The 18015-nt window shown below is 55.9% G+C and carries 18 protein-coding genes; 4 read left to right on the forward strand and 14 right to left on the reverse strand.

The annotated features are described in order from the left end of the window. Positions 1 to 151: 151 nt before the first annotated feature. Both KXG62_RS10135 and mntR read right to left on the reverse strand, forming a co-directional pair. Positions 152 to 1123, reverse strand: a complete 972-nt coding sequence (locus KXG62_RS10135) for a patatin-like phospholipase family protein (RefSeq protein WP_218091841.1) — start codon at positions 1121 to 1123, stop codon at positions 152 to 154. Between the two features lie 148 nt (positions 1124 to 1271). After that, positions 1272 to 1694 (reverse strand): transcriptional regulator MntR, encoded by a 423-nt coding sequence (gene mntR / locus KXG62_RS10140; protein ID WP_218091842.1) that lies wholly within the window; start codon positions 1692 to 1694, stop codon positions 1272 to 1274. A 187-nt stretch (positions 1695 to 1881) separates the two neighbouring features. Here mntR and splB point away from each other — a divergent pair, with 187 nt between their 5' ends. Beyond that, positions 1882 to 2928, forward strand: coding sequence for a spore photoproduct lyase (gene splB / locus KXG62_RS10145; RefSeq protein WP_218092020.1), 1047 nt, complete (start codon positions 1882 to 1884; stop codon positions 2926 to 2928). A gap of 12 nt (positions 2929 to 2940) precedes the next feature. Here splB and KXG62_RS10150 read toward each other — a convergent pair whose 3' ends face one another. From KXG62_RS10150 to KXG62_RS10165, 4 genes are read right to left on the reverse strand one after another with little or no spacing between them, the layout of a single operon-like run. Further along, complete coding sequence (locus KXG62_RS10150) at positions 2941 to 3651, reverse strand: cytochrome c biogenesis CcdA family protein (RefSeq protein WP_246627381.1); 711 nt, start codon at positions 3649 to 3651, stop codon at positions 2941 to 2943. 29 nt (positions 3652 to 3680) lie between these two features. Beyond that, positions 3681 to 4484 (reverse strand): metal ABC transporter permease, encoded by an 804-nt coding sequence (locus KXG62_RS10155; RefSeq protein ID WP_218091844.1) that lies wholly within the window; start codon positions 4482 to 4484, stop codon positions 3681 to 3683. Between the two features lie 53 nt (positions 4485 to 4537). Continuing rightward, a complete protein-coding gene (locus KXG62_RS10160) occupies positions 4538 to 5320 on the reverse strand; it encodes a metal ABC transporter ATP-binding protein (RefSeq protein ID WP_218091845.1) in 783 nt (260 codons plus the stop codon). A gap of 32 nt (positions 5321 to 5352) precedes the next feature. Next, on the reverse strand, positions 5353 to 6324 hold the full coding sequence (locus KXG62_RS10165; RefSeq protein ID WP_218091846.1) for a metal ABC transporter substrate-binding protein: 972 nt from the start codon (positions 6322 to 6324) through the stop codon (positions 5353 to 5355). Positions 6325 to 6515: 191 nt separating this feature from the next. On the opposite strand from KXG62_RS10165, the gene cysK reads away from it, so the two are divergent. Then, entirely contained in the window at positions 6516 to 7445 is a 930-nt protein-coding gene (cysK, locus tag KXG62_RS10170; RefSeq protein WP_218091847.1) for a cysteine synthase A, read from the forward strand. A gap of 90 nt (positions 7446 to 7535) precedes the next feature. Here cysK and KXG62_RS10175 read toward each other — a convergent pair whose 3' ends face one another. After that, entirely contained in the window at positions 7536 to 8255 is a 720-nt protein-coding gene (locus KXG62_RS10175) for a MerR family DNA-binding transcriptional regulator (protein ID WP_218091848.1), read from the reverse strand. Between the two features lie 152 nt (positions 8256 to 8407). Here KXG62_RS10175 and KXG62_RS10180 point away from each other — a divergent pair, with 152 nt between their 5' ends. Further along, positions 8408 to 9277, forward strand: coding sequence for an alpha/beta fold hydrolase (locus KXG62_RS10180; protein WP_218091849.1), 870 nt, complete (start codon positions 8408 to 8410; stop codon positions 9275 to 9277). A gap of 142 nt (positions 9278 to 9419) precedes the next feature. Here the strand turns inward: KXG62_RS10180 and KXG62_RS10185 are convergent, their stop codons facing one another. The 7 genes from KXG62_RS10185 to KXG62_RS10215 all read right to left on the reverse strand — a co-directional run bounded on the left by KXG62_RS10185 (position 9420) and on the right by KXG62_RS10215 (position 17432). Then, positions 9420 to 10493 (reverse strand): Gfo/Idh/MocA family protein, encoded by a 1074-nt coding sequence (locus KXG62_RS10185; protein WP_218091850.1) that lies wholly within the window; start codon positions 10491 to 10493, stop codon positions 9420 to 9422. Between the two features lie 54 nt (positions 10494 to 10547). Next, on the reverse strand, positions 10548 to 12551 hold the full coding sequence (gene metG, locus KXG62_RS10190) for a methionine--tRNA ligase (RefSeq protein ID WP_218091851.1): 2004 nt from the start codon (positions 12549 to 12551) through the stop codon (positions 10548 to 10550). A 467-nt stretch (positions 12552 to 13018) separates the two neighbouring features. Continuing rightward, the gene (yidD, locus tag KXG62_RS10195; protein ID WP_425517341.1) at positions 13019 to 13231 is read right to left on the reverse strand and encodes a membrane protein insertion efficiency factor YidD; all 213 of its coding nucleotides are present in this window, start codon (positions 13229 to 13231) and stop codon (positions 13019 to 13021) included. 155 nt (positions 13232 to 13386) lie between these two features. Beyond that, positions 13387 to 14076, reverse strand: coding sequence for an aspartate/glutamate racemase family protein (locus KXG62_RS10200; RefSeq protein ID WP_218091852.1), 690 nt, complete (start codon positions 14074 to 14076; stop codon positions 13387 to 13389). A 118-nt stretch (positions 14077 to 14194) separates the two neighbouring features. Next, complete coding sequence (gene mreB / locus KXG62_RS10205) at positions 14195 to 15262, reverse strand: rod shape-determining protein (RefSeq protein WP_218091853.1); 1068 nt, start codon at positions 15260 to 15262, stop codon at positions 14195 to 14197. Further along, a complete protein-coding gene (locus KXG62_RS10210; protein WP_343223456.1) occupies positions 15259 to 16737 on the reverse strand; it encodes a sensor histidine kinase in 1479 nt (492 codons plus the stop codon). Before KXG62_RS10210 ends, mreB begins: the two co-directional genes overlap by 4 nt. Next, positions 16734 to 17432, reverse strand: coding sequence for a response regulator transcription factor (locus KXG62_RS10215; RefSeq protein WP_218091854.1), 699 nt, complete (start codon positions 17430 to 17432; stop codon positions 16734 to 16736). Before KXG62_RS10215 ends, KXG62_RS10210 begins: the two co-directional genes overlap by 4 nt. Before the next feature lie 211 nt (positions 17433 to 17643). On the opposite strand from KXG62_RS10215, the gene KXG62_RS10220 reads away from it, so the two are divergent. Beyond that, entirely contained in the window at positions 17644 to 17904 is a 261-nt protein-coding gene (locus tag KXG62_RS10220; RefSeq protein WP_218091855.1) for a hypothetical protein, read from the forward strand. The last annotated feature ends 111 nt before the right edge of the window (positions 17905 to 18015 follow it).

Genomic DNA, 18015 nt, shown 5'->3' on the forward strand with positions numbered 1-18015 from the left:
TTTCTTCTGTCCCTCCATTACAAGGATGGACAGTTTGCATTAGATTCAGACGTTGTGCTATTGCTCGTAGTAAACATTTTCATCACAGGGTTGTGAGCGGTAGGCTCATGAATGTTTTTTGTATAGTTGATTCTGGCGGAAACCGGCTTGATCATTTCGAGCGCGGCTTGACATACTCCAAATATTTTTGCTTGTAGTCGGTCAGCTTCCATTTGGCAAAAAAGGCTTGTGTTGCGGTTTTACCCGATTCATACAGTGCGCGTCCCTGCTCTTCGGTCAAGTCGAAGTCGGTGTTGCTGATGCCAAGCGTCGGAATTTTGACCGTCCGAAAACGGTTCGATTCCTGGATGTATCGTTCGTCGTGCGCGTCGAGCATGGTAGAGAACAAGGCATGCATCATACTCACGGGGCCGTTAATGATATTCGGCCTGCCGTTGCCGCGGCCGACAAGCTGGAATCCGATCGTCGGCACCATTTGATCCAGCGGCGGCGTGTCAGACGAATCGAATAGCCATAACGGAAAGTTGCTCAGCAAGCCGCCGTCCACAATATAAACGAACTGATGGGCAAACGGGCTGCCGGGCTGCTTCAAATGCGATGGCTTGCGAATGATGACCGGGTCGAAAAAATACGGGATGCTCGTGCTCATCCGTACCGCTTTGGCAACCAGAAACCGATGCGGATCGATGCCGTATTGGGCGATGTCGTCAGGGAGCACGAGCAGCTTCCTGCCGGAAATGTCCGACGCGATGATGCGCAGCTGATCTTTGGCCAAATCGCCGAAGGTGCGTATGCCTTTAGCCAGCAGCAGCCGGTATATCCAGTGCTCCAGCGCTTCCCCGGAGTAAAGTCCTTTCTTTACGAACAGCCGGGCGAGCGGACCGATCAGCTTGGTGTTGAATATCGGCGCGCGCTGCAAGAACGAATGAAACGGCGCCGCTTCGAGTACGCCTCTCAATTCATCCCCGCGGTACCCGGCCGCCACAAGCGAAGCCACAATCGCTCCCGACGATGTCCCGGCCACCTGATGAAAATCGATGCCCAGCTGCTCCACGGCCGATACCGCGCCGACCAGCGCAATGCCTTTGACTCCTCCGCCCTCAAATACCGCGTTGATTTTCACCGATACGATCCCCGCCCCCGTTATAAACTCTACTAGAGTTGTATGACGGAACGGATTGTACATATGTCCCTAAGCGATGGAACGTCCGGACTTCAAGACAATAAAAAAACAACGGCTCCTCGCGAAGCCGTCGTTCCATCCTTGTCTTTTATGATTCTTCCAGTTCTTTCTTCAGTTGCATCAGATCGTCGATCCGGCTCGCATCGCGCTTGAAATATTCGACCAGCGTCTCGATGCATGTGATGGAATCGGAGCTGAGATGATGCTCGATGCCCTCTACGTCCTTATATATATTCTCATCGGATACCCCGATGACCGTCAAAAATTGTTCCAGCAGCTGATGCCGTATAACGAGCCGCTTGCCAACCTTTTGCCCTTTGGTCGTCAACACGAGTCCGCGGTATTTCTCATAAATGAGATAGTTATCCTTATCCAGCTTCTGAATCATCTTCGTCACAGACGACGGATGAACCTCAAGCCCTTCGGCGATGTCGGAAACGCGCGCATAGCCTTTTTCGTCGATCAGTTTATAGATTCGCTCCAAGTAGTCTTCCATGCTTGGCGTTGCCATCCGCGTACCTCCTGCACTTCCTTGATTTCCATGACTGTCCTGCCCGTACATGACGCAAACTATGTTGCGTTAAACGCAATTTACTATATCACAGCCGCAACCTCGGAAGCAAGTCTTGCGGCTGTTCGTGCCACGGAACGGTATATAAGATGCAGGGAGGAAACAGGTTGTGACCACTACGGGTTTAATGGCTCCCCCAGCCCGCGATACGAGCGTCTTCGTACCGGAACTTGTCTATTTTGAACCGGATGCGCTGGAATATCCGAAAGGTCAAAACATTCACAAATGGGCTAAGCAGCAAGGGCTCCCGATCCGCATGACCACGTCGCATAACCGGATAACGGATTTGCCCGGGGAAACCGAGCTGGAGAAATACCGCATCGCCAAAAGAACGCTTGTCGTCGGTATCCGCAAAACGCTGAAGTTCGACCAGTCCAAGCCGTCTGCCGAATATGCCATCCCGATAGCGACCGGCTGCATGGCGCACTGCCATTATTGTTACCTCCAGACGACCCTGGGAAAAAAGCCTTACGTTAGAGTGTATGTGAATACCGGCGATATTTTGCAGCAGGCGGAGCGATATATCGAGGAACGGGCGCCGGAAATCACCCGCTTCGAAGCGGCCTGTACGTCCGACCCGGTCGGCCTGGAGCACATCAGCGGCTCGCTCAAGGAGTACATCGAATTTATGGGGCAGCAGCCGCTCGGACGGCTTCGGCTCGTCACCAAATTTCATCATGTGGAACCGCTGCTCGATGCGAAGCATAACCGGCATACGCGATTTCGTTTCAGCGTCAATGCGGACTACGTCATCAAAAACTTCGAGCCGGCTACGTCAAGCTTCTACGAGCGCATCGAGGCCGCGGGCAAGGTGGCTCGCGCCGGATACCCGCTTGGCTTCATTATCGCGCCGATCATTTGGCACGAGGGCTGGGAGGCGGGCTATGCGGAACTGCTCACCAAATTAAAAGAGACGCTCCCGCTGGAAGCCGTCTCCGATTTGACATTTGAATTGATTCAGCACCGCTTTACGAAAACGGCGAAAAATATTATCGAGCAGCGCTACCCCAAATCAAAGCTCGAAATGGACGAAGCGAAGCGGAAATACAAGTGGGGTAAATACGGTCAAGGCAAATATGTATACCCGGACGAGCAAGCGCAGGCGTTGAGAGAATTTATTACCGAGCGCATTTTCGAACATTTCCCCGAGGCACAGATCGAATATTTCACCTGAATGCCTTTAAGGCTACACTAACATCCAGGCGGGGGTTATGCTTTGCAGCCAGATTGTAATTCTAGTCATCTGATCCGTGTACAAGAGCACGGCGATGATCAGCATCAGTCCCCCGCCGATTTTCATCATGGCTGAAGAATAACGTAAAATCCACTTCGTCGAGCCGATGAAAAAAGCGAGCACGAAAAACGGTACGGCAAAGCCAAGCGAATAAGCCGAGATGAGCGGCAGCCAGGCATCCGGCTGCGTGGTAGCCAGCATCAGCATCGCCGACAAGATGGGACCGATGCAGGGCGACCAGCCCGCGGCAAAGCCGATGCCGATCAGTACCGAGCCGAAGTAGCCGGCCGGCTTGAATTTAAGCTGCAGCTTGCGTTCCTTCATCAACCATTGCGGCTGAAATATGCCGAGCAAAAACAGTCCCATCGCGAAAATCAAAATCGCGGAAATTTGTCTCAGCAGGTCGCGGTAGTCGACGAACAGATTGGCCAGCACGCTTGCGCCAAGCCCCAAGCTGTAAAATATTATCGAAAAGCCGACAATGAATGCGAGCGTATGGGTGACCAGCTTGAAGCGGACTTCCTTGGCAGACTGCTCATCCTTCAGCTTGCTGACGGAAACGCCGGTAATGTAGGACAAATACGAAGGGTACAGCGGCAAACAGCAAGGCGATATGAATGAGACGAAGCCTGCCCATAAAGCGATCCAGACGTTTATTTCCACGGTTTCGTTCCTCCTCCTTACGTACCATCTTAATGCCGCAAGCCTCTTTTTACAAATAATATGCCGATCAACAGCGCAATGAGTACAAGCACGACGGTCGCTCCCGGGGCCAGGTCCCATACGCCCGCCGAAACGAGGCCCATCACGACGGCCAGTTCCGAGAACAGAATAGCCCAGAAGATCGAGTGCTTGAAGCTTCGCGCCACGAGCAGGCTGCAAGCGACGGGAATCGTAAGCAGCGATGAAACGAGCAGCGCGCCGACGATCTTGATCGCTACGCTGATGACGAGCGCCGTAAGCATCGTGATTAGGATGTTGTAGAAGCGCAGCGGCAGTCCGCTCACCCCGGCCGCATCCTCGTCGAAGAAGAGCAAAAACATCTCCTTATAGTTCACAAACACCGCGACCGACACGATGACCGACACGCCGGCGACAACCCACAAATCCGTGTTGTCGAGCGTATAGATGCTGCCGAAAAAATAGCTCATGACGTTGATGTTGAACCCTTTGCCGATTGTGAACAAAAACGTCGCGAGCGCCACGCCCCCCGACATAATGATCGCAATCGACAGCTCGGCATATGTTTTGTACGCCTTGCGCAGCTTCTCGATGGCGAATGACGCAAGCAGAGCGAACACGAGCCCTACGCCCACGGGGTATACGTTAATTAGAAATCCGAGCGCCACGCCTGCGATGGATACGTGGGCCAGCGTGTCTCCGATCATGGACAAGCGCCGCAGCACCAAAAAAACGCCCATCAGCGGAGCGATAAAGCCAATCAGCAGGCCGCCGATCAGCGCCCGCTGAAAAAAATATTCCGTAAAGATGTCCAAAGCCTATTCTCTCCTATTCTGTCCCTGCCTCCGTACGTCGGCGTATGCGCCGCTTAAGGTAAAATCTCGATCGTCTCGAGCTGCTGCTGCATCGAGTGGGTCAGATCCGTCTCGCTGCAGTTTTCCGGCGCATGCGTATGCTTGACGTAGAACGAAAGACCGCCGCTCTTCTGCAGCGGCTGTTCGCCGAGATACGATTTCATCATGTCCATATCATGGGACACCATGATGAACGTAATATGATGATGCTGATGCATATGGCGGATCATCTGGAAGAAGCTGTCCTGCGATTCCGCATCGATTCCTACCGTAGGCTCGTCCAGGATGAGCAGCTCCGGATGGTTGATCAGCGCTCTGGCGAGGAATACACGCTGCTGCTGCCCGCCGGACAGCTGCCCGATGCGCCGGTCGGCCAAGTCTTCGATCCGCATGGCGCTAAGAGCGTCGTCCGCCTTCCGCAGCTCGGCCTTGGACAGCCGCCGGAACATGTTCTTCTTGCCGAACAGACCGGAGTTGACCACCTCCCGCACGGTGGCGGGAAACAGCGGGTTCAGCGCGTTCTTCTGCGGAACGTAGCCGATGCGTTCCCAGTCGCGGAACTGGCCCATCGGTTCGCCGAACAAGCGGATTTCCCCGCGGCTCGGCTTCAGCAGGCCGACGATCATTTTGAGCAGCGTCGTCTTCCCTGCTCCGTTCGAGCCGATCAGCCCGACGAAATCGCGCTCAAGGATCGAAAAGTTCAGGCCGCTGATTATTGTTTTATGCTCATAAGAAAAAAAGACGTCATCGATCGAGACGATTTGCCGATGACATCCGAGAGATTCGGAATTGCGCATATGTCGATGCTCCTAACACAAAGGTCTCATTCCTATTGTAATGCTTTTATTAAATTATTCAAATTGTTGTTCATCAGCGTAATATAATTGGCCCCTTGTTTCTCTTGTTCTGACGTCAGTCCTTCTACCGGACTGAGAACGAGCGTCTCGACGCCTGCGTCTTTGGCCAGCGTTTTGGCCAGCTTATCGGACACGAGCTCCTCGAAAAATATGAATTTGACCTGATTGTTCTTGATGAACTGCAAGATATCCTTCATATCTTTGGACGTCGGTTCAGCGTCCGGGGACAAGCCCATGATCGCTTTTTGCGTCAACCCGTATTGTTTGGCCAAATAACCGAACGACTGATGCGTGACGACGATTTCTTTTTTCGGCGTCTTGGACAGCTCCGCTTTGTACTTGGCGTCGAGTTGATCGAGCTGCTCCGCGTATTTCTTGTAGTTTGCCTCGTAATCCGCCTGATGGGCGCCATCGACCTTAACTAACGCATCCTTAATGTTCAAAGCGATCTGCTTCGCGTTCGCCGGGCTGAGCCATACATGCGGATCGTATTCGGATTCATGGCTGTCTTTCTTGCCCTTGTCCTCGTGGCCGTGGTCATGATCGTCATGTTCGCCGGCCGGCAGCAACACAATCCCCTTGCTTGCTTCGAGCACGGCCGTCTTCGCATCCTTCGGCATGCTTTTCAGCGTATCGTCCACCCAGCCTTCGAATCCGGCGCCCAAATAAACGAATAGCTCTGCGCCGTTCAAGTTTGTCATATCGCGGCTTTTTGGAGACCAATCATGCGGCTCCACGCCGGCTGGGACAAAGTTAATGACATTCACATGCTCCCCGCCGATATTACGGGTAAAATCGTAAAGCGGATAAAAGCTGGCTACAATGTTGATTTTACCGGAAACAAGCGTCGCCTGGGAACGGCCTCCGCAGGCGGATATAAAGAAGGAAAGCAGCAGTACGGCAATAAACGGCAAAATCATTTTTCGAGAAAAAGCAATAGACATCAAATAACGCTCCTTTTCAAACGCAACATTAATCGTAATTTTTATTAACAAGCACGATTATACGTCCCGCTTCAAAGGTTGTCAATCGATTTCGGGCGCTTTATCGGAAATTTTACAAATAATTTTTTTCGTGTTAAGTTTAATATACCCTACTATGCAGATAGGGGATTATTTATTTGGAGGATGGTAACATGCCGGGCATTGCGAAAAATTTGACCGAATTGATCGGCAATACGCCTATGCTGGAGCTGGGCTCCTTCAGCCAACAATACGGGCTGCAAACGAACTTGATTGCGAAACTGGAATATTTCAATCCCGCTGGCAGCGTGAAAGACCGGATCGGCTACGCCATGATCAAGGACGCCGAAGCCAACGGACTCATAACGAAGGATACCGTCATTATCGAGCCGACGAGCGGCAATACGGGCATCGCCCTCGCCTTCGTCGCCGCTGCGCTGGGCTACCGATTGATCATTACGCTGCCGGATACGTTCAGCGTCGAGCGAAGAAACCTGTTGTCTGCGCTCGGTGCGGAGCTGGTGCTCACGCCGGGCGCAGAAGGCATGCGTGGCGCGATCGAGAAGGCGGAGCAGCTGGCTGCGGAAATTCCGAATGCGTTCATCCCGCAGCAGTTCAACAATCCCGCGAACCCGGAAATTCACCGCCGGACGACGGCCGAAGAAATATGGAGAGACACCGGAGGGGCTGTCGATATCTTTGTCGGAGGCGTAGGGACTGGGGGAACGATCAGCGGCGTCGGCGAAGTGCTCAAGGAACGCAAGCCCGATGTGCAGATTATCGCGATCGAGCCGTCCGATTCCCCGGTGCTCTCGGGCGGCAAACCCGGGCCGCATAAGCTTCAAGGGCTCGGCGCCGGTTTTGTCCCGCAGACATTCAACCGATCGGTTGTCGATGAGATCATGCAAATATCAGCCGAAGATGCATTTGAGGCTGCGCGAATGCTGGCCCGCACCGAGGGGCTGCTCGCCGGCATCTCCTCCGGCGCCGCCGCTTATGCCGCCGCGCAGATCGCTCGGCGGCCGGCAAACAAAGGCAAGACGATCGTCGTGCTGCTACCGGATACGGGCGAACGGTATTTATCGACCGGACTGTACCTGTAACAGCCTGAGACATCGGCCGCTCTACATCGCATCGCCTGACGACAACGGGCACCGGATCGCTCCATGCGAACCGGTGCCCGTTGTCGTTTGTTATTCCAAAGGTCCCCCGCTACGGAGAATTTCGATATACTTCATAAGCTCGGCAATGCCTTTATATTTCTCAGCCAGCTGCCGGTTTATATTTTGCAGGGCAAGCTGGAACGACAGGTCCAGCTTAGAAAAGCGGTGCAGCTCCAGCTCATGCAAAAGTTCTTTCATGTTTTCAATGTAATACACTGTTTTTCTCAGGCTGCTGATAACCATTATTTTTCTCAATTCCGATACGGTGAACAGACGGTAGCCGCTTTCCTCGTCTCGTTCAGAGCGAATCAACCCTTCTTTTTCCCAGTGCCGGATGGCGGAGGCGTTCACTCCGGCGATCTCCGCCGCTTTCCCGATGGTCATCCGATCAGCCGCCGTTGTGTCTCGGATTATCGAATCACCCGCATGACGGAGAATCGACAGCACGTCTTCCACCCGATGCTTCTCCATTTGCAGCCGATACAGCTGGTTATTCACAAGCCAGAGCGCCGTTACGATCTGTCCGTCTTTGATGCTTCTCATCGCTTCATACACGACGGGTATGTCGTATCCCTTCAACATTGAACGAATGGCGGCAAAGGCTTGCGCATGTACCGGCAAAAAATACCTGTGGCCCCCGGACGTTCGCGGAACGTCGGGAATCAATCCCTGCTCTTCATAACGTTTTAATGTAGTCGTGCTTACGTTCATGGCACCGGCCATCTGTGCGGGCGAATACGTCGGCTCCATCGATACACCTCTCGTATTAAAGTAAAACCTTCAAGTGCTTCGTTCACTTGTACGCTGCCATTCGCAGGCACGATCGGCATCCCGACGGGAGAAACCGGAAGATTGCATGAATGTTGTACGATTATAGTATAAACCGATAAGGAGTGAGTGTATTGATTAAAATCGTAACGCTGCATGACGGGTCCGCCTTGGAAGTCGGGCTCACCGGCAACCCTGACGGCAAAGTCGTTATGCTTCCAACGTTCAAAAAATCGGTATACGGCAAAGAAGCGGAACAACTGAAAGCATGGGGCGTCGATCCCGAATCAGGGGCGCATTTCGTCAAGGGGCTGTCCGACCGTTTTCAAGTGCTGTACTTCGACTATGAAGGGCATCTTATGGCGCATCCGCTGCCGGATATGCTGACGCCGGGCAGCATCGCCCAAGATTTGCTGCGCATCGCCGATGAAATGCAGGTCGGCGTTTTCAGTTACTACGGTTATTCCTGGCTTGCACTCGCCGGGCTGCAGTTGGCGCTCCGTACGGACCGGCTGGAAAGCCTCATCATGGGCGGCTATCCGCCCTATGAGGGACCTTACAAGGAAATGCTAACCGTCACTGAAAAAACGTATGAACAGGCGCTGCTTCATCTGCACCGCAGCGAATCGAAAAGCAATGAATCGGTCGGTCCCGAGACCGTAGACTGGGATCGCATCCAGGTAACGATCGATCCCGATGTGGCGAAACAATTTCACACCCTGTATCAGCATCTCACGGAGTTTGACGATACTTCGATTCAGGAGAAGCTTGCGATGCCAAGGCTAACTTTCACCGGTGAGCAGGACACGATCGTATACGGCCCCAACTTCGGAAGCGTTACTGTGGATATCGCCGGAAGATTGCGCCAAAATGAACAAACGCTGCGGGGCTGCGGCTGGGACGTGGAGCTGCTTATGGGCGCCGAGATGGATCATACGAAAGCGATGCAGCCGGCTGCCGTACTTCCCTTGATCAAGCCTTGGCTGATCGCGCGTTTGCTGTAACGGCGCGGCTTCTCCAATGACGAGCGGACAGCCGAAAAGCATGCGGCGAGTTCCGTCATTCGGCAAGAAAAGCCTTGTCCCCGTCGTTATCGACAGGAAACAAGGCTTGCCGGGAGGTCGGAGCTTAGCTCCTTCCCGCTTGTTATTCCACGCGAACCGCTTGCTGCTGCGCCTTCAGGCACAGCTCGGCCGCTTTGAACGCATGTTCTTGCGTCATCGCGTTTTCCGTACGGTGGATGCAGTCGAGAATCAGTTGGCCGAAGAACGGAAACCCGACCTGCCCTTTGACCGCAAAATGCTTCTCGCCCTCGTGATTGACCAAATAGACGTGATCGCCTTGCTTCTCGCGAGCGATATCCGTATATTTGCGCAGCTCGATGTAGCCGTCGGTGCCGAGGATGATCGTCCGTCCGTCGCCCCACGTGCTGAGACCGTCAGGCGTCAGCCAGTCGACGCGGAAGTAGAACGTCGCCCCGTTGTCCCCGATCAGCGTCGCATCGCCGAAGTCTTCAAGCTCGGGATGATCCTTGTTGTTGTAATTAGCAATGCGCGCGCTGGTGACGGTCGCGTCCTTGGCGCCGGTATAATAAAGAAACTGTTCGATCTGGTGGCTGCCGATGTCGCACAAGATGCCGCCGTATTTCTCATGCTGGAAAAACCATTCCGGACGGGACGGCGCATTCAAGCGGTGCGGTCCCCAGCCCATCACTTGAACAACGCGTCCGATAGCGCCCTGCTGGACCAGCTCGCCCGCGAACATCGCGCTCTCGACATGAAGCCGCTCGCTGTAATAGACCATGTACTTTCTGCCGGTTTTCTTCACCGTTTCACGAGCCGCTTCGAGCTGCTCCAACCGGGTGAACGGCGTCTTGTCCGTAAAATAGTCTTTGCCGGCTTCCATGACACGGATGCCAAGCGGTCCGCGCTCTGATGGAACGGCTGCCGCGGCAACGAGCTTAATATTCGGGTCCTGCAAAATTTCCTCTACGGATGCAGCAGGCTTCGCCTGAGGAAACCTTTTGACGAAGGCTTCCACCTTGTTCGGGTCCGGATCGTATACGGCAACCAAATCGGCGCCGGCTTCGATGAGCCCGTTGCACATTCCGTAAATATGGCCGTGGTCCAGTGCCACCGCGGCAAAAGCAAATTCGCCCGATTTTACGACCGGATTCGGTTTCCCCTGCGGCGCATAATTCATTCCGTCGCTTGTCTGCATGAGTTTGAGCAGCCTCCCCATATCGGTTATTCAAATTGTTAACGTGAACAAACCTTATTTTACCACAGATCCGTTAGGAATTTCATCAGAAACTGTAGCCAAAGTGAGCTGATCTCCTTGCGAAGCGGCCAAAATCATCCCCTGCGACAGCTCGCCGCGCAGTTTGACGGGCTTCAGGTTCGTCACGCAAATCACTTTGCGGCCTACCATTTGCTCCGGCGTATAATATTTGGCAATGCCCGAGACGACCTGGCGCTGCTCATAGCCGAGATCGAGCTGCAGCTTGAGCAGTTTGTCGGCTTTCTTCACCGGCTCGGCCGCGATAACCTGCGCGACGCGAAGCTCCACCTTGAAGAAATCGTCGATTGAGATTTCGACGGCTCCTTCCGCCTCGGCCGACTCCGCTGCGGGTTGCGGAGCGGATGCCTTCGCAGCTTCCGGCTGGGCCGGCGCTTCCTCCGTCTGCATTGCGCCCCCGCCCATCGAAGCGGCGATATAGGCAATCTCCTTGTCCGCCTCCAGCCGCGGGTACATCACTTCGCCTTTCTCCACGCGCGTGCCGGCAGGCAGCGTGCCGAAGGCATGCACCGTATCCCAGCCGGTCAGCGCGCCGGCTTCGATGCCGAGCTGCCGCCACATCTTCTTCGGCGTCTCGGTCATGAACGGCTGCAGCAGCACCGAAGCGATACGCAGCGATTCCGCCAGGCAGTAGAGCACGGAGCCGAGCACCGGACGCTTCGCTTCGTCTTTCACCAGCGCCCAAGGCTGCGTCTCGTCGATATATTTGTTCGTGCGGCTGATCATTTGCCAAATCGAGGCGAGCGCCACGGAAAACTCCAGCTTCTCCATCGCTTCTTCGACTTTTGCCGCGGAGGTGCGGATCGTCTCCAGCAGCGCAGCGTCGAATTCCGTTGCTCCCTCGATATACGGCTGCACAGTACCGCCGAAATACTTGTCGATCATGACGACGGTACGGCTGAGCAAGTTGCCGAGATCGTTGGCCAGGTCAAAGTTGATTCGTTCCACGAAGCTTTCCGGCGTGAACGTTCCATCCGAACCGAATGGCACTTCGCGCATCAAGTAATAGCGCAGCGCATCGAGTCCGTAACGGTCGATCAGGACGACCGGGTCGACGACGTTGCCCTTGGACTTGGACATTTTGCCGTCTTTCATGAGCAGCCAGCCGTGGCTGAACACCTTCTTCGGCAGCGGCAAGCCGAGCGCCATCAGCATGGAAGGCCAAATGATCGTATGGAAGCGAACGATCTCCTTGCTCATCAGATGGACGTCGGCCGGCCAATACTTGCGGTATTTGGCATCGTCTCCGCTGCCGTAGCCGAGCGCGGTGATGTAGTTCGAGAGCGCGTCGATCCAGACGTAGATGACATGTTTCGGGTCGCCCGGCACTTTGATGCCCCAGTCGTAGGTCGACCGCGAGACGGCCATGTCTTCCAGCCCCGGCTTGATGAAGTTGTTGATCATCTCGTTGCGTCGCGATTCCGGCTGTATGAAGTCCGGGTGCTCCTCGTAAAACTGAATGAGCCTGTCTGCGTATTTGCTCAGACGGAAGAAGTAGCTCTCCTCCTTCACCCATTCCACCGGACGGCCGCAGTCCGGACAGTTGCCGTCCACCAGCTTGCTCTCGAGGAAGAACGACTCGCAAGGCGTGCAGTACCAGCCTTCATAGTGGCCGAGATAAATATCGTCCTGCGCCTTCAGCTGGTTGAAGATTTGTTCGACCGCCTGCTTATGCCGCGGCTCCGTCGTACGGATAAAGTCGTCGTAGCTGATGTCCAGCTTAGCCCATAAATCCTTGATCCCCGCGACGATATCGTCGACGAACTGCTGCGGCGTCTTACCCGCCTCCTGCGCTTTGCGCTCGATCTTTTGCCCGTGCTCGTCGGTTCCCGTCAAGTACATGACGTCGTATCCGCGCAGCCGCTTATACCGGGCCGTCACATCGCCCGCCACCGTACTGTACGCATGGCCGATGTGCAGCTTGTCGCTCGGGTAATAAATCGGCGTCGTAATGTAAAAGCTTTTTTTGGTTTCTGTCATGACATGTTCCTCCTTCGGAAAATACAAAAAAGCCCTCATCCCTTTGGGACGAGAGCTGTGCTCACGCGGTACCACCCAAGTTCCCCCATCTGGCAGCGCAATAACGGTATATGACCGGTGCCGCCGGGGCTCAGCAGCCGGACATGGCGCGGGCACAGGCGACATCGTATTGCTCCGATGCCCGTTGCCGGCGATCTCCGACCTTCCGTTAACGCCGGAATGGCGACGAAGGCTTACCGCCAGTACCATGCCGGATCATGTCCGCTCCATGGCTGGCTGCCGCTCACCCTCATATCCTCCGGGACCATCTTCCTTCGCGTTCGCCAACCGGTTCTCAGCTTCCCGGCTCTCTGTATGGCTCACAGGCCGCCACGAAAATCGGCACACCGGCCGACCCGCATCAGCGGACGAAGTACTTATCCGTTCACAGGATGTTATGCACAATATATCGAATATGACTTGACGTGTCAAGGCACAGGATCTACGCCGCCCGGATGAAACGGATGGCACTTGCAAATCCGCTTCACGGCGAGCCAGGAGCCGCGCGCCGCCCCGTGCCGCTCCAGCGCCTCGAGCGCATAAGCGGAACACGTCGGGTAAAACCGGCAGGTCGGCGGTTTCAGCGGCGAGATCACTTTGCGGTAAAAAATCACGCCGCCCTTAAGCACTTGCTTGATCATCCACCCACCGTCCCTTCCCCCAGTCTTGCTTCCTTGGCTTCATCATGCCAAGATGCGGACCGAATGTCAACCGGACGGGCGGCGGTCTTCGCCGAAAAAGACCCGCTCGCCAGTCTCCTCAGCCCGGCAGCGAGTCTTCTTTTTTTTCATATCTGTTATGGCATTCCGGCGAAGATCCGCCTGAGCTTGCGCTGCAGCGCGCGTACCGGCTGAATCAGCTCGACGCCGAGCGATTTCTCCGCCCGCCGAGCGGCCTCCGTCATCGAAAGCTGCGTCACGACGACATTCCCCGAGCGATTCCGGACCAAATCACGAAGAAATGTCTCCACCTCTTCGTGGTAAGCCTCCGCGCGGCCCTGCAGCAGCAGCGGGAAGCAATGGCCGGCTACCGCCGCTTCCGCTTTCAGCGGTACGCCTCGGGCAGCCGCATACTTCCGCAGCCGCCCCATCGTCCCTTCCACGGTCGCCGCATTGGTAAATGCAAGCACCGCTTCGCCGCCTTGCTCCAGCACCTCGTCAAACCACGGTTCATCGATCGGAACGACGGGGACACTGCCGCCGGCAAGCCCCGTCTCGGCCGGGATCGTATCCAGCAGCGCGATGTAATTCGTACACGTCACGAGGATCGCATCCACACCGCTGCCCTTGATCCAGGCAAGCTGCTCTTTCACTTTCGCGGCGGCCTCCGCGATTCCCGTTTCGCCTCCGGTCAGCCGGTGAATCAGTCCGGGATCGACAAAATGCAGTCGCTCCATGCGCTCGGACGCCAGCGCTTCCTCCACGTAAGGAATATTGGAATGATGCGCATGCAGGCAGCCGATGCGAACGGCTTGCGTTGCGTTCATTGCGGTTCAGCTCCATTCTCGTAAGCGTTCATCTTATGATGCCTTACCGCAGGCCCGAATGCAACGCCTTCGCCGCGGGTCGCCCCTTCAGGGATATATGCCGCCCGTCTCGCGCCACCTACTGCGCCGCTTCCACCGAGTCGGAGCCCGCCGGCGACGATCCGCCATAAGGGAACCGGTCGCTGGACGATCGTCCGGCGCGGTAATCGAGCATCCGCCCCGCGCCGAGCGCCGTGCAGTCCAGCGGATGCTCGGCGAGATGGACCGGCACACCGGTCTCCAGGCGAATGCGATCGTCCAGCCCGCGCAGCATCGACCCGCCGCCGCACAGCAGGATGCCGTGCTCCACGACATCGCCGGCCAGCTCCGGCGGACACTGTTCAAGCGTGGAACGGATCGCTTCGATGATGGTCCATAAGAAATCGTCCAGCAGGCGGAATATTTCCGCCGAGGACAGCGTCAGAGACCGCGGCAAGCCGCTGATCAAATCTCTGCCTTTAATGTCGATGAAAGGCGCATCGCCTTCCGGCGCAATCGCTGTGCCGATCCGCTTCTTGATTTCTTCGGCCGTCCGCTCGCCGATCGCGAGGTTATACGTACGCTTCACGTAATCGGCGATATCCGTATCGATGGACATGCCCGCACGGCGCACTGTGTGGCTGACGACGATGCCGCCCAGCGACAGCACCGCAACCTGGCTTGTGCCTCCGCCGATATCGAGCACAAGCGAGCCGACCGGCTCGTCCACCGGCAGACCCGCGCCGATCGCCGCCGCCAGCGGCTCTTCGACCGCTACGGCCTTCTTGGCGCCTTTATGTACCACCGTCTCTTCAACCGCCCGCTTCTGCACGTTCGTGATCCCGCACGGAACGGAGATGTACACCTGTGAGCTCCGGAACCAAGGCGTGCGCCCCTGAATTTTTTTAATAAAATATTGCAGCATCGCCGAAGTCACGTCGAAATTGGCAATGACGCCGTCCTTGAGCGGATAGATCACATCGATACTGCCAGGCGTCCGTCCGATCATCGCCTGCGCTTCTTCGCCGACCGCTTGAATCTCGCCGGAATCCAGACGAACCGCCACGACGGACGGCTCGCGCAGCACGATCCCTTTCCCCTGCTGGTAAATGACCGTGTTCGACGTGCCCAGATCGATGCCATACAGCGCATCCCATCGTTTTATCATTGTTTGTTGCCTCCTTCATGGTTGTACTCGCCGGGTGCGATGGCAGAAACATGCTGCAGCGGCAGCCGCACCTCGAAGCTCGTGCCTTTCCCGATCTCGCTGTCGACCGTGATTTCGCCGCCATGCAGCTCGACCAGCTCGCGGACAATGGCCAGACCGAGCCCGGTGCCGGAGTTTTTCTTCGATCGTCCCCGGTCGACCTTGAAAAACCGCTCCCAAATCAATTCCTTATCGTCTTCGGAAATGCCGATCCCGGTATCCGAAACGGAGAAATGCAAGTTGTCATCGCTGCTCCACGCTTTGACCGTAATCAAGCCGTTTTCCGTAAATTTCACGGCGTTCTTGACCAGATTCCGCAAAATTTGCTCCAGCCGGTCCGGGTCCGCATACGCGTACGGCAGCGACTCGTCCACCTGCAGCTCGATTTCGGTCAGCTTGTCGGCCGCTTCCGGCTGCAGCGTAAAGACGACATGGCGGATGAGCCGGTCAACGTTAACGGGGCTCGGGTGCAGCGCGATTTCGTCGTTCTCCAGCTTGATCAAATCCATAATATCGTCGACAAGCCGGCTCATATGCAGCGTTTCTTTATAAATGATGTCGTAGTATCGGGGCTTGGCCGTATCGTCGATCAGATCGTCCTGCAGCGCTTCGAGAAAGCCCTGCATCGCCGTAAGCGGCGTCCGCAGCTCGTGAGAGATGTTGGCCAAAAAATGCTGCCGGATTTGTTCCAGCTTGCGCTTCTCCAGATCGATCCGTTCCAGCTTCTCCGCCATCTGGTTGATCGTCGCGGCGAGATCGCCGATTTCGTCCTTCGACGGGATATCGATGCGCCCTCCATAATCGCCCATGCCGATGCGGTTTGCCGCCCGGTCGATTTGCCGCAAGGGCCTGGAGATCGACCATGACAAATAAGAAGCGGTCGCCACGGAGAAAACAAGCCCGAACAGCGTGACCCATAGGATCGTCTCACGAATGTTATTGATCGTTTCGTTCATTCCGATAACCGGCGCGTGCAGCACAATGCCGCCGTATACCTGGTTGTCTTTTCCCCAGGGCACCACCACCGACAGCATCTGCTCCTTCAATCCTTCGAACTGCAGATTGAGGACGGCATCGTCGCCCTGGGTCACTTTGCGAACGATCGACGCATCGACGGATTTTCCGACGGACACCTCGTCCTTGCTGGACGTCGCGACGATTGTGCCCTGCCGGTCGAAGATCCAGATCCGGTTATCGAACGATTGGTCGTAGAACAGCAGCAGTTCCTTCAGCCCTTCCCCGCCGGGCGCCACGTTCTGAATAGAAAGATTGATCCGCTTCGCTTTGCGCAGCAGCTCCTCCTGCTTCGAATGCACGATGTAATCCTTTGTCCAATGCGACATGAGAAGCCCGGCAAGGCAAAGCCCGAGCAGCACCGTGCTCATGTAACTGAACAGCAGACGGCGAAATATGCTCCGATGCGTACCGAAAATCATTGCTGTACCTCAAATTTGTATCCGACGCCCCACACGGTATGAATGCAATCGTTCCCGAGCGGGTTCAGCTTCTCGCGCACCTTCTTCACATGAACGTCGACCGTGCGGATATCGCCTATAAAGTCATAGCCCCATACTTGCTCCAGCAGCTGCTCCCGCGTATACACCGTGCCGGGGGACTTGGCCATGTGCGTCAACAGGTCGAACTCCTTGGGGCGCAGTATGATCTTCTCCTCCCCGGCGAGCACTTCTCGCCGATCCGGGATGATCGAGAGCCCGTCAAATTCGTAAATTTGCTGCGCGTCCTGATCGGTTCCGGTACGACCCTTCTGCATGCGCCGGAAGATCGCCTTGATCCGGGCGACAAGCTCCCTCGGACTGAACGGCTTCGTGACATAATCATCCGCGCCGAGCTCAAGACCGAGCACGCGATCAAATTCGTCGCCTTTGGCCGTCAGCATCATGATCGGAATATCGAACCGTTTCAATATTTCCCGGCACGCCTCATACCCGTCCATCTTCGGCATCATGACGTCGAGAATAATAATATCGGGGGATTCCTTCTCGGCCAGCTCCAGCGCTTCTTCGCCGTCCTGGGCTTCGATCATTTGAATATGCTGTTTTTCAAAATAAAGCCGGATGATCTCCCGCACGTTCGGGTCATCGTCGGCGACGAGCACTTTCCAAGGATTCATCGATTAACGCTCCTTTTACAAATGGGAGTACTATAGTCTTCTCCATTACCCGCCCGTTTGCGGGGGGAAACACGAAAAAGGAAGCTATTTCCTTTTTCCGCGTTGGAAAAAGAAAGCAGCTTCCCCGTGTATGCGTTAGTTCGTTGCGCCTGGACTGGTTGCAGCACCCGCGCCTGCGCCCGTTCCCCCGCTCGAAGACGTGGCAGGCGTCTTGGAGGAACTGTCGGCGCCGGCCCCCGTACTGCCGGAGCTGGAGCCTCCCGGAGCTGTTGAACCGGATGCCCCCGGGCTGGTGGAACCGGACGATGAACCGGAAGTGCTGCCTCCGCTTGTCGAGGACGAGCCTGAGCCGGCCCCCGCTCCGCCGCTTGTGCTGCCGCTTGATCCGGAGCTGGAACCTCCGGGTGAAGTCATATCCGAAGACGGGGTGCTGCCGCTGCCCGACGGTGTCGTGCCGGCCGGAGCGTCCTGAATCCCCTCCCCGCTGGAGCAACCTGCGAGCAATCCGGCGAACAATACCCCCGATAACATCATGCCTGTGTACCATTTTCTCATAGACATCTTCATTCTCCTCTCCGTTGTG

It is taken from the genome of Paenibacillus solanacearum, from assembly GCF_910593845.1.
GTDB classification, from domain to species: Bacteria; Bacillota; Bacilli; order Paenibacillales; family NBRC-103111; genus Paenibacillus_G; species Paenibacillus_G solanacearum.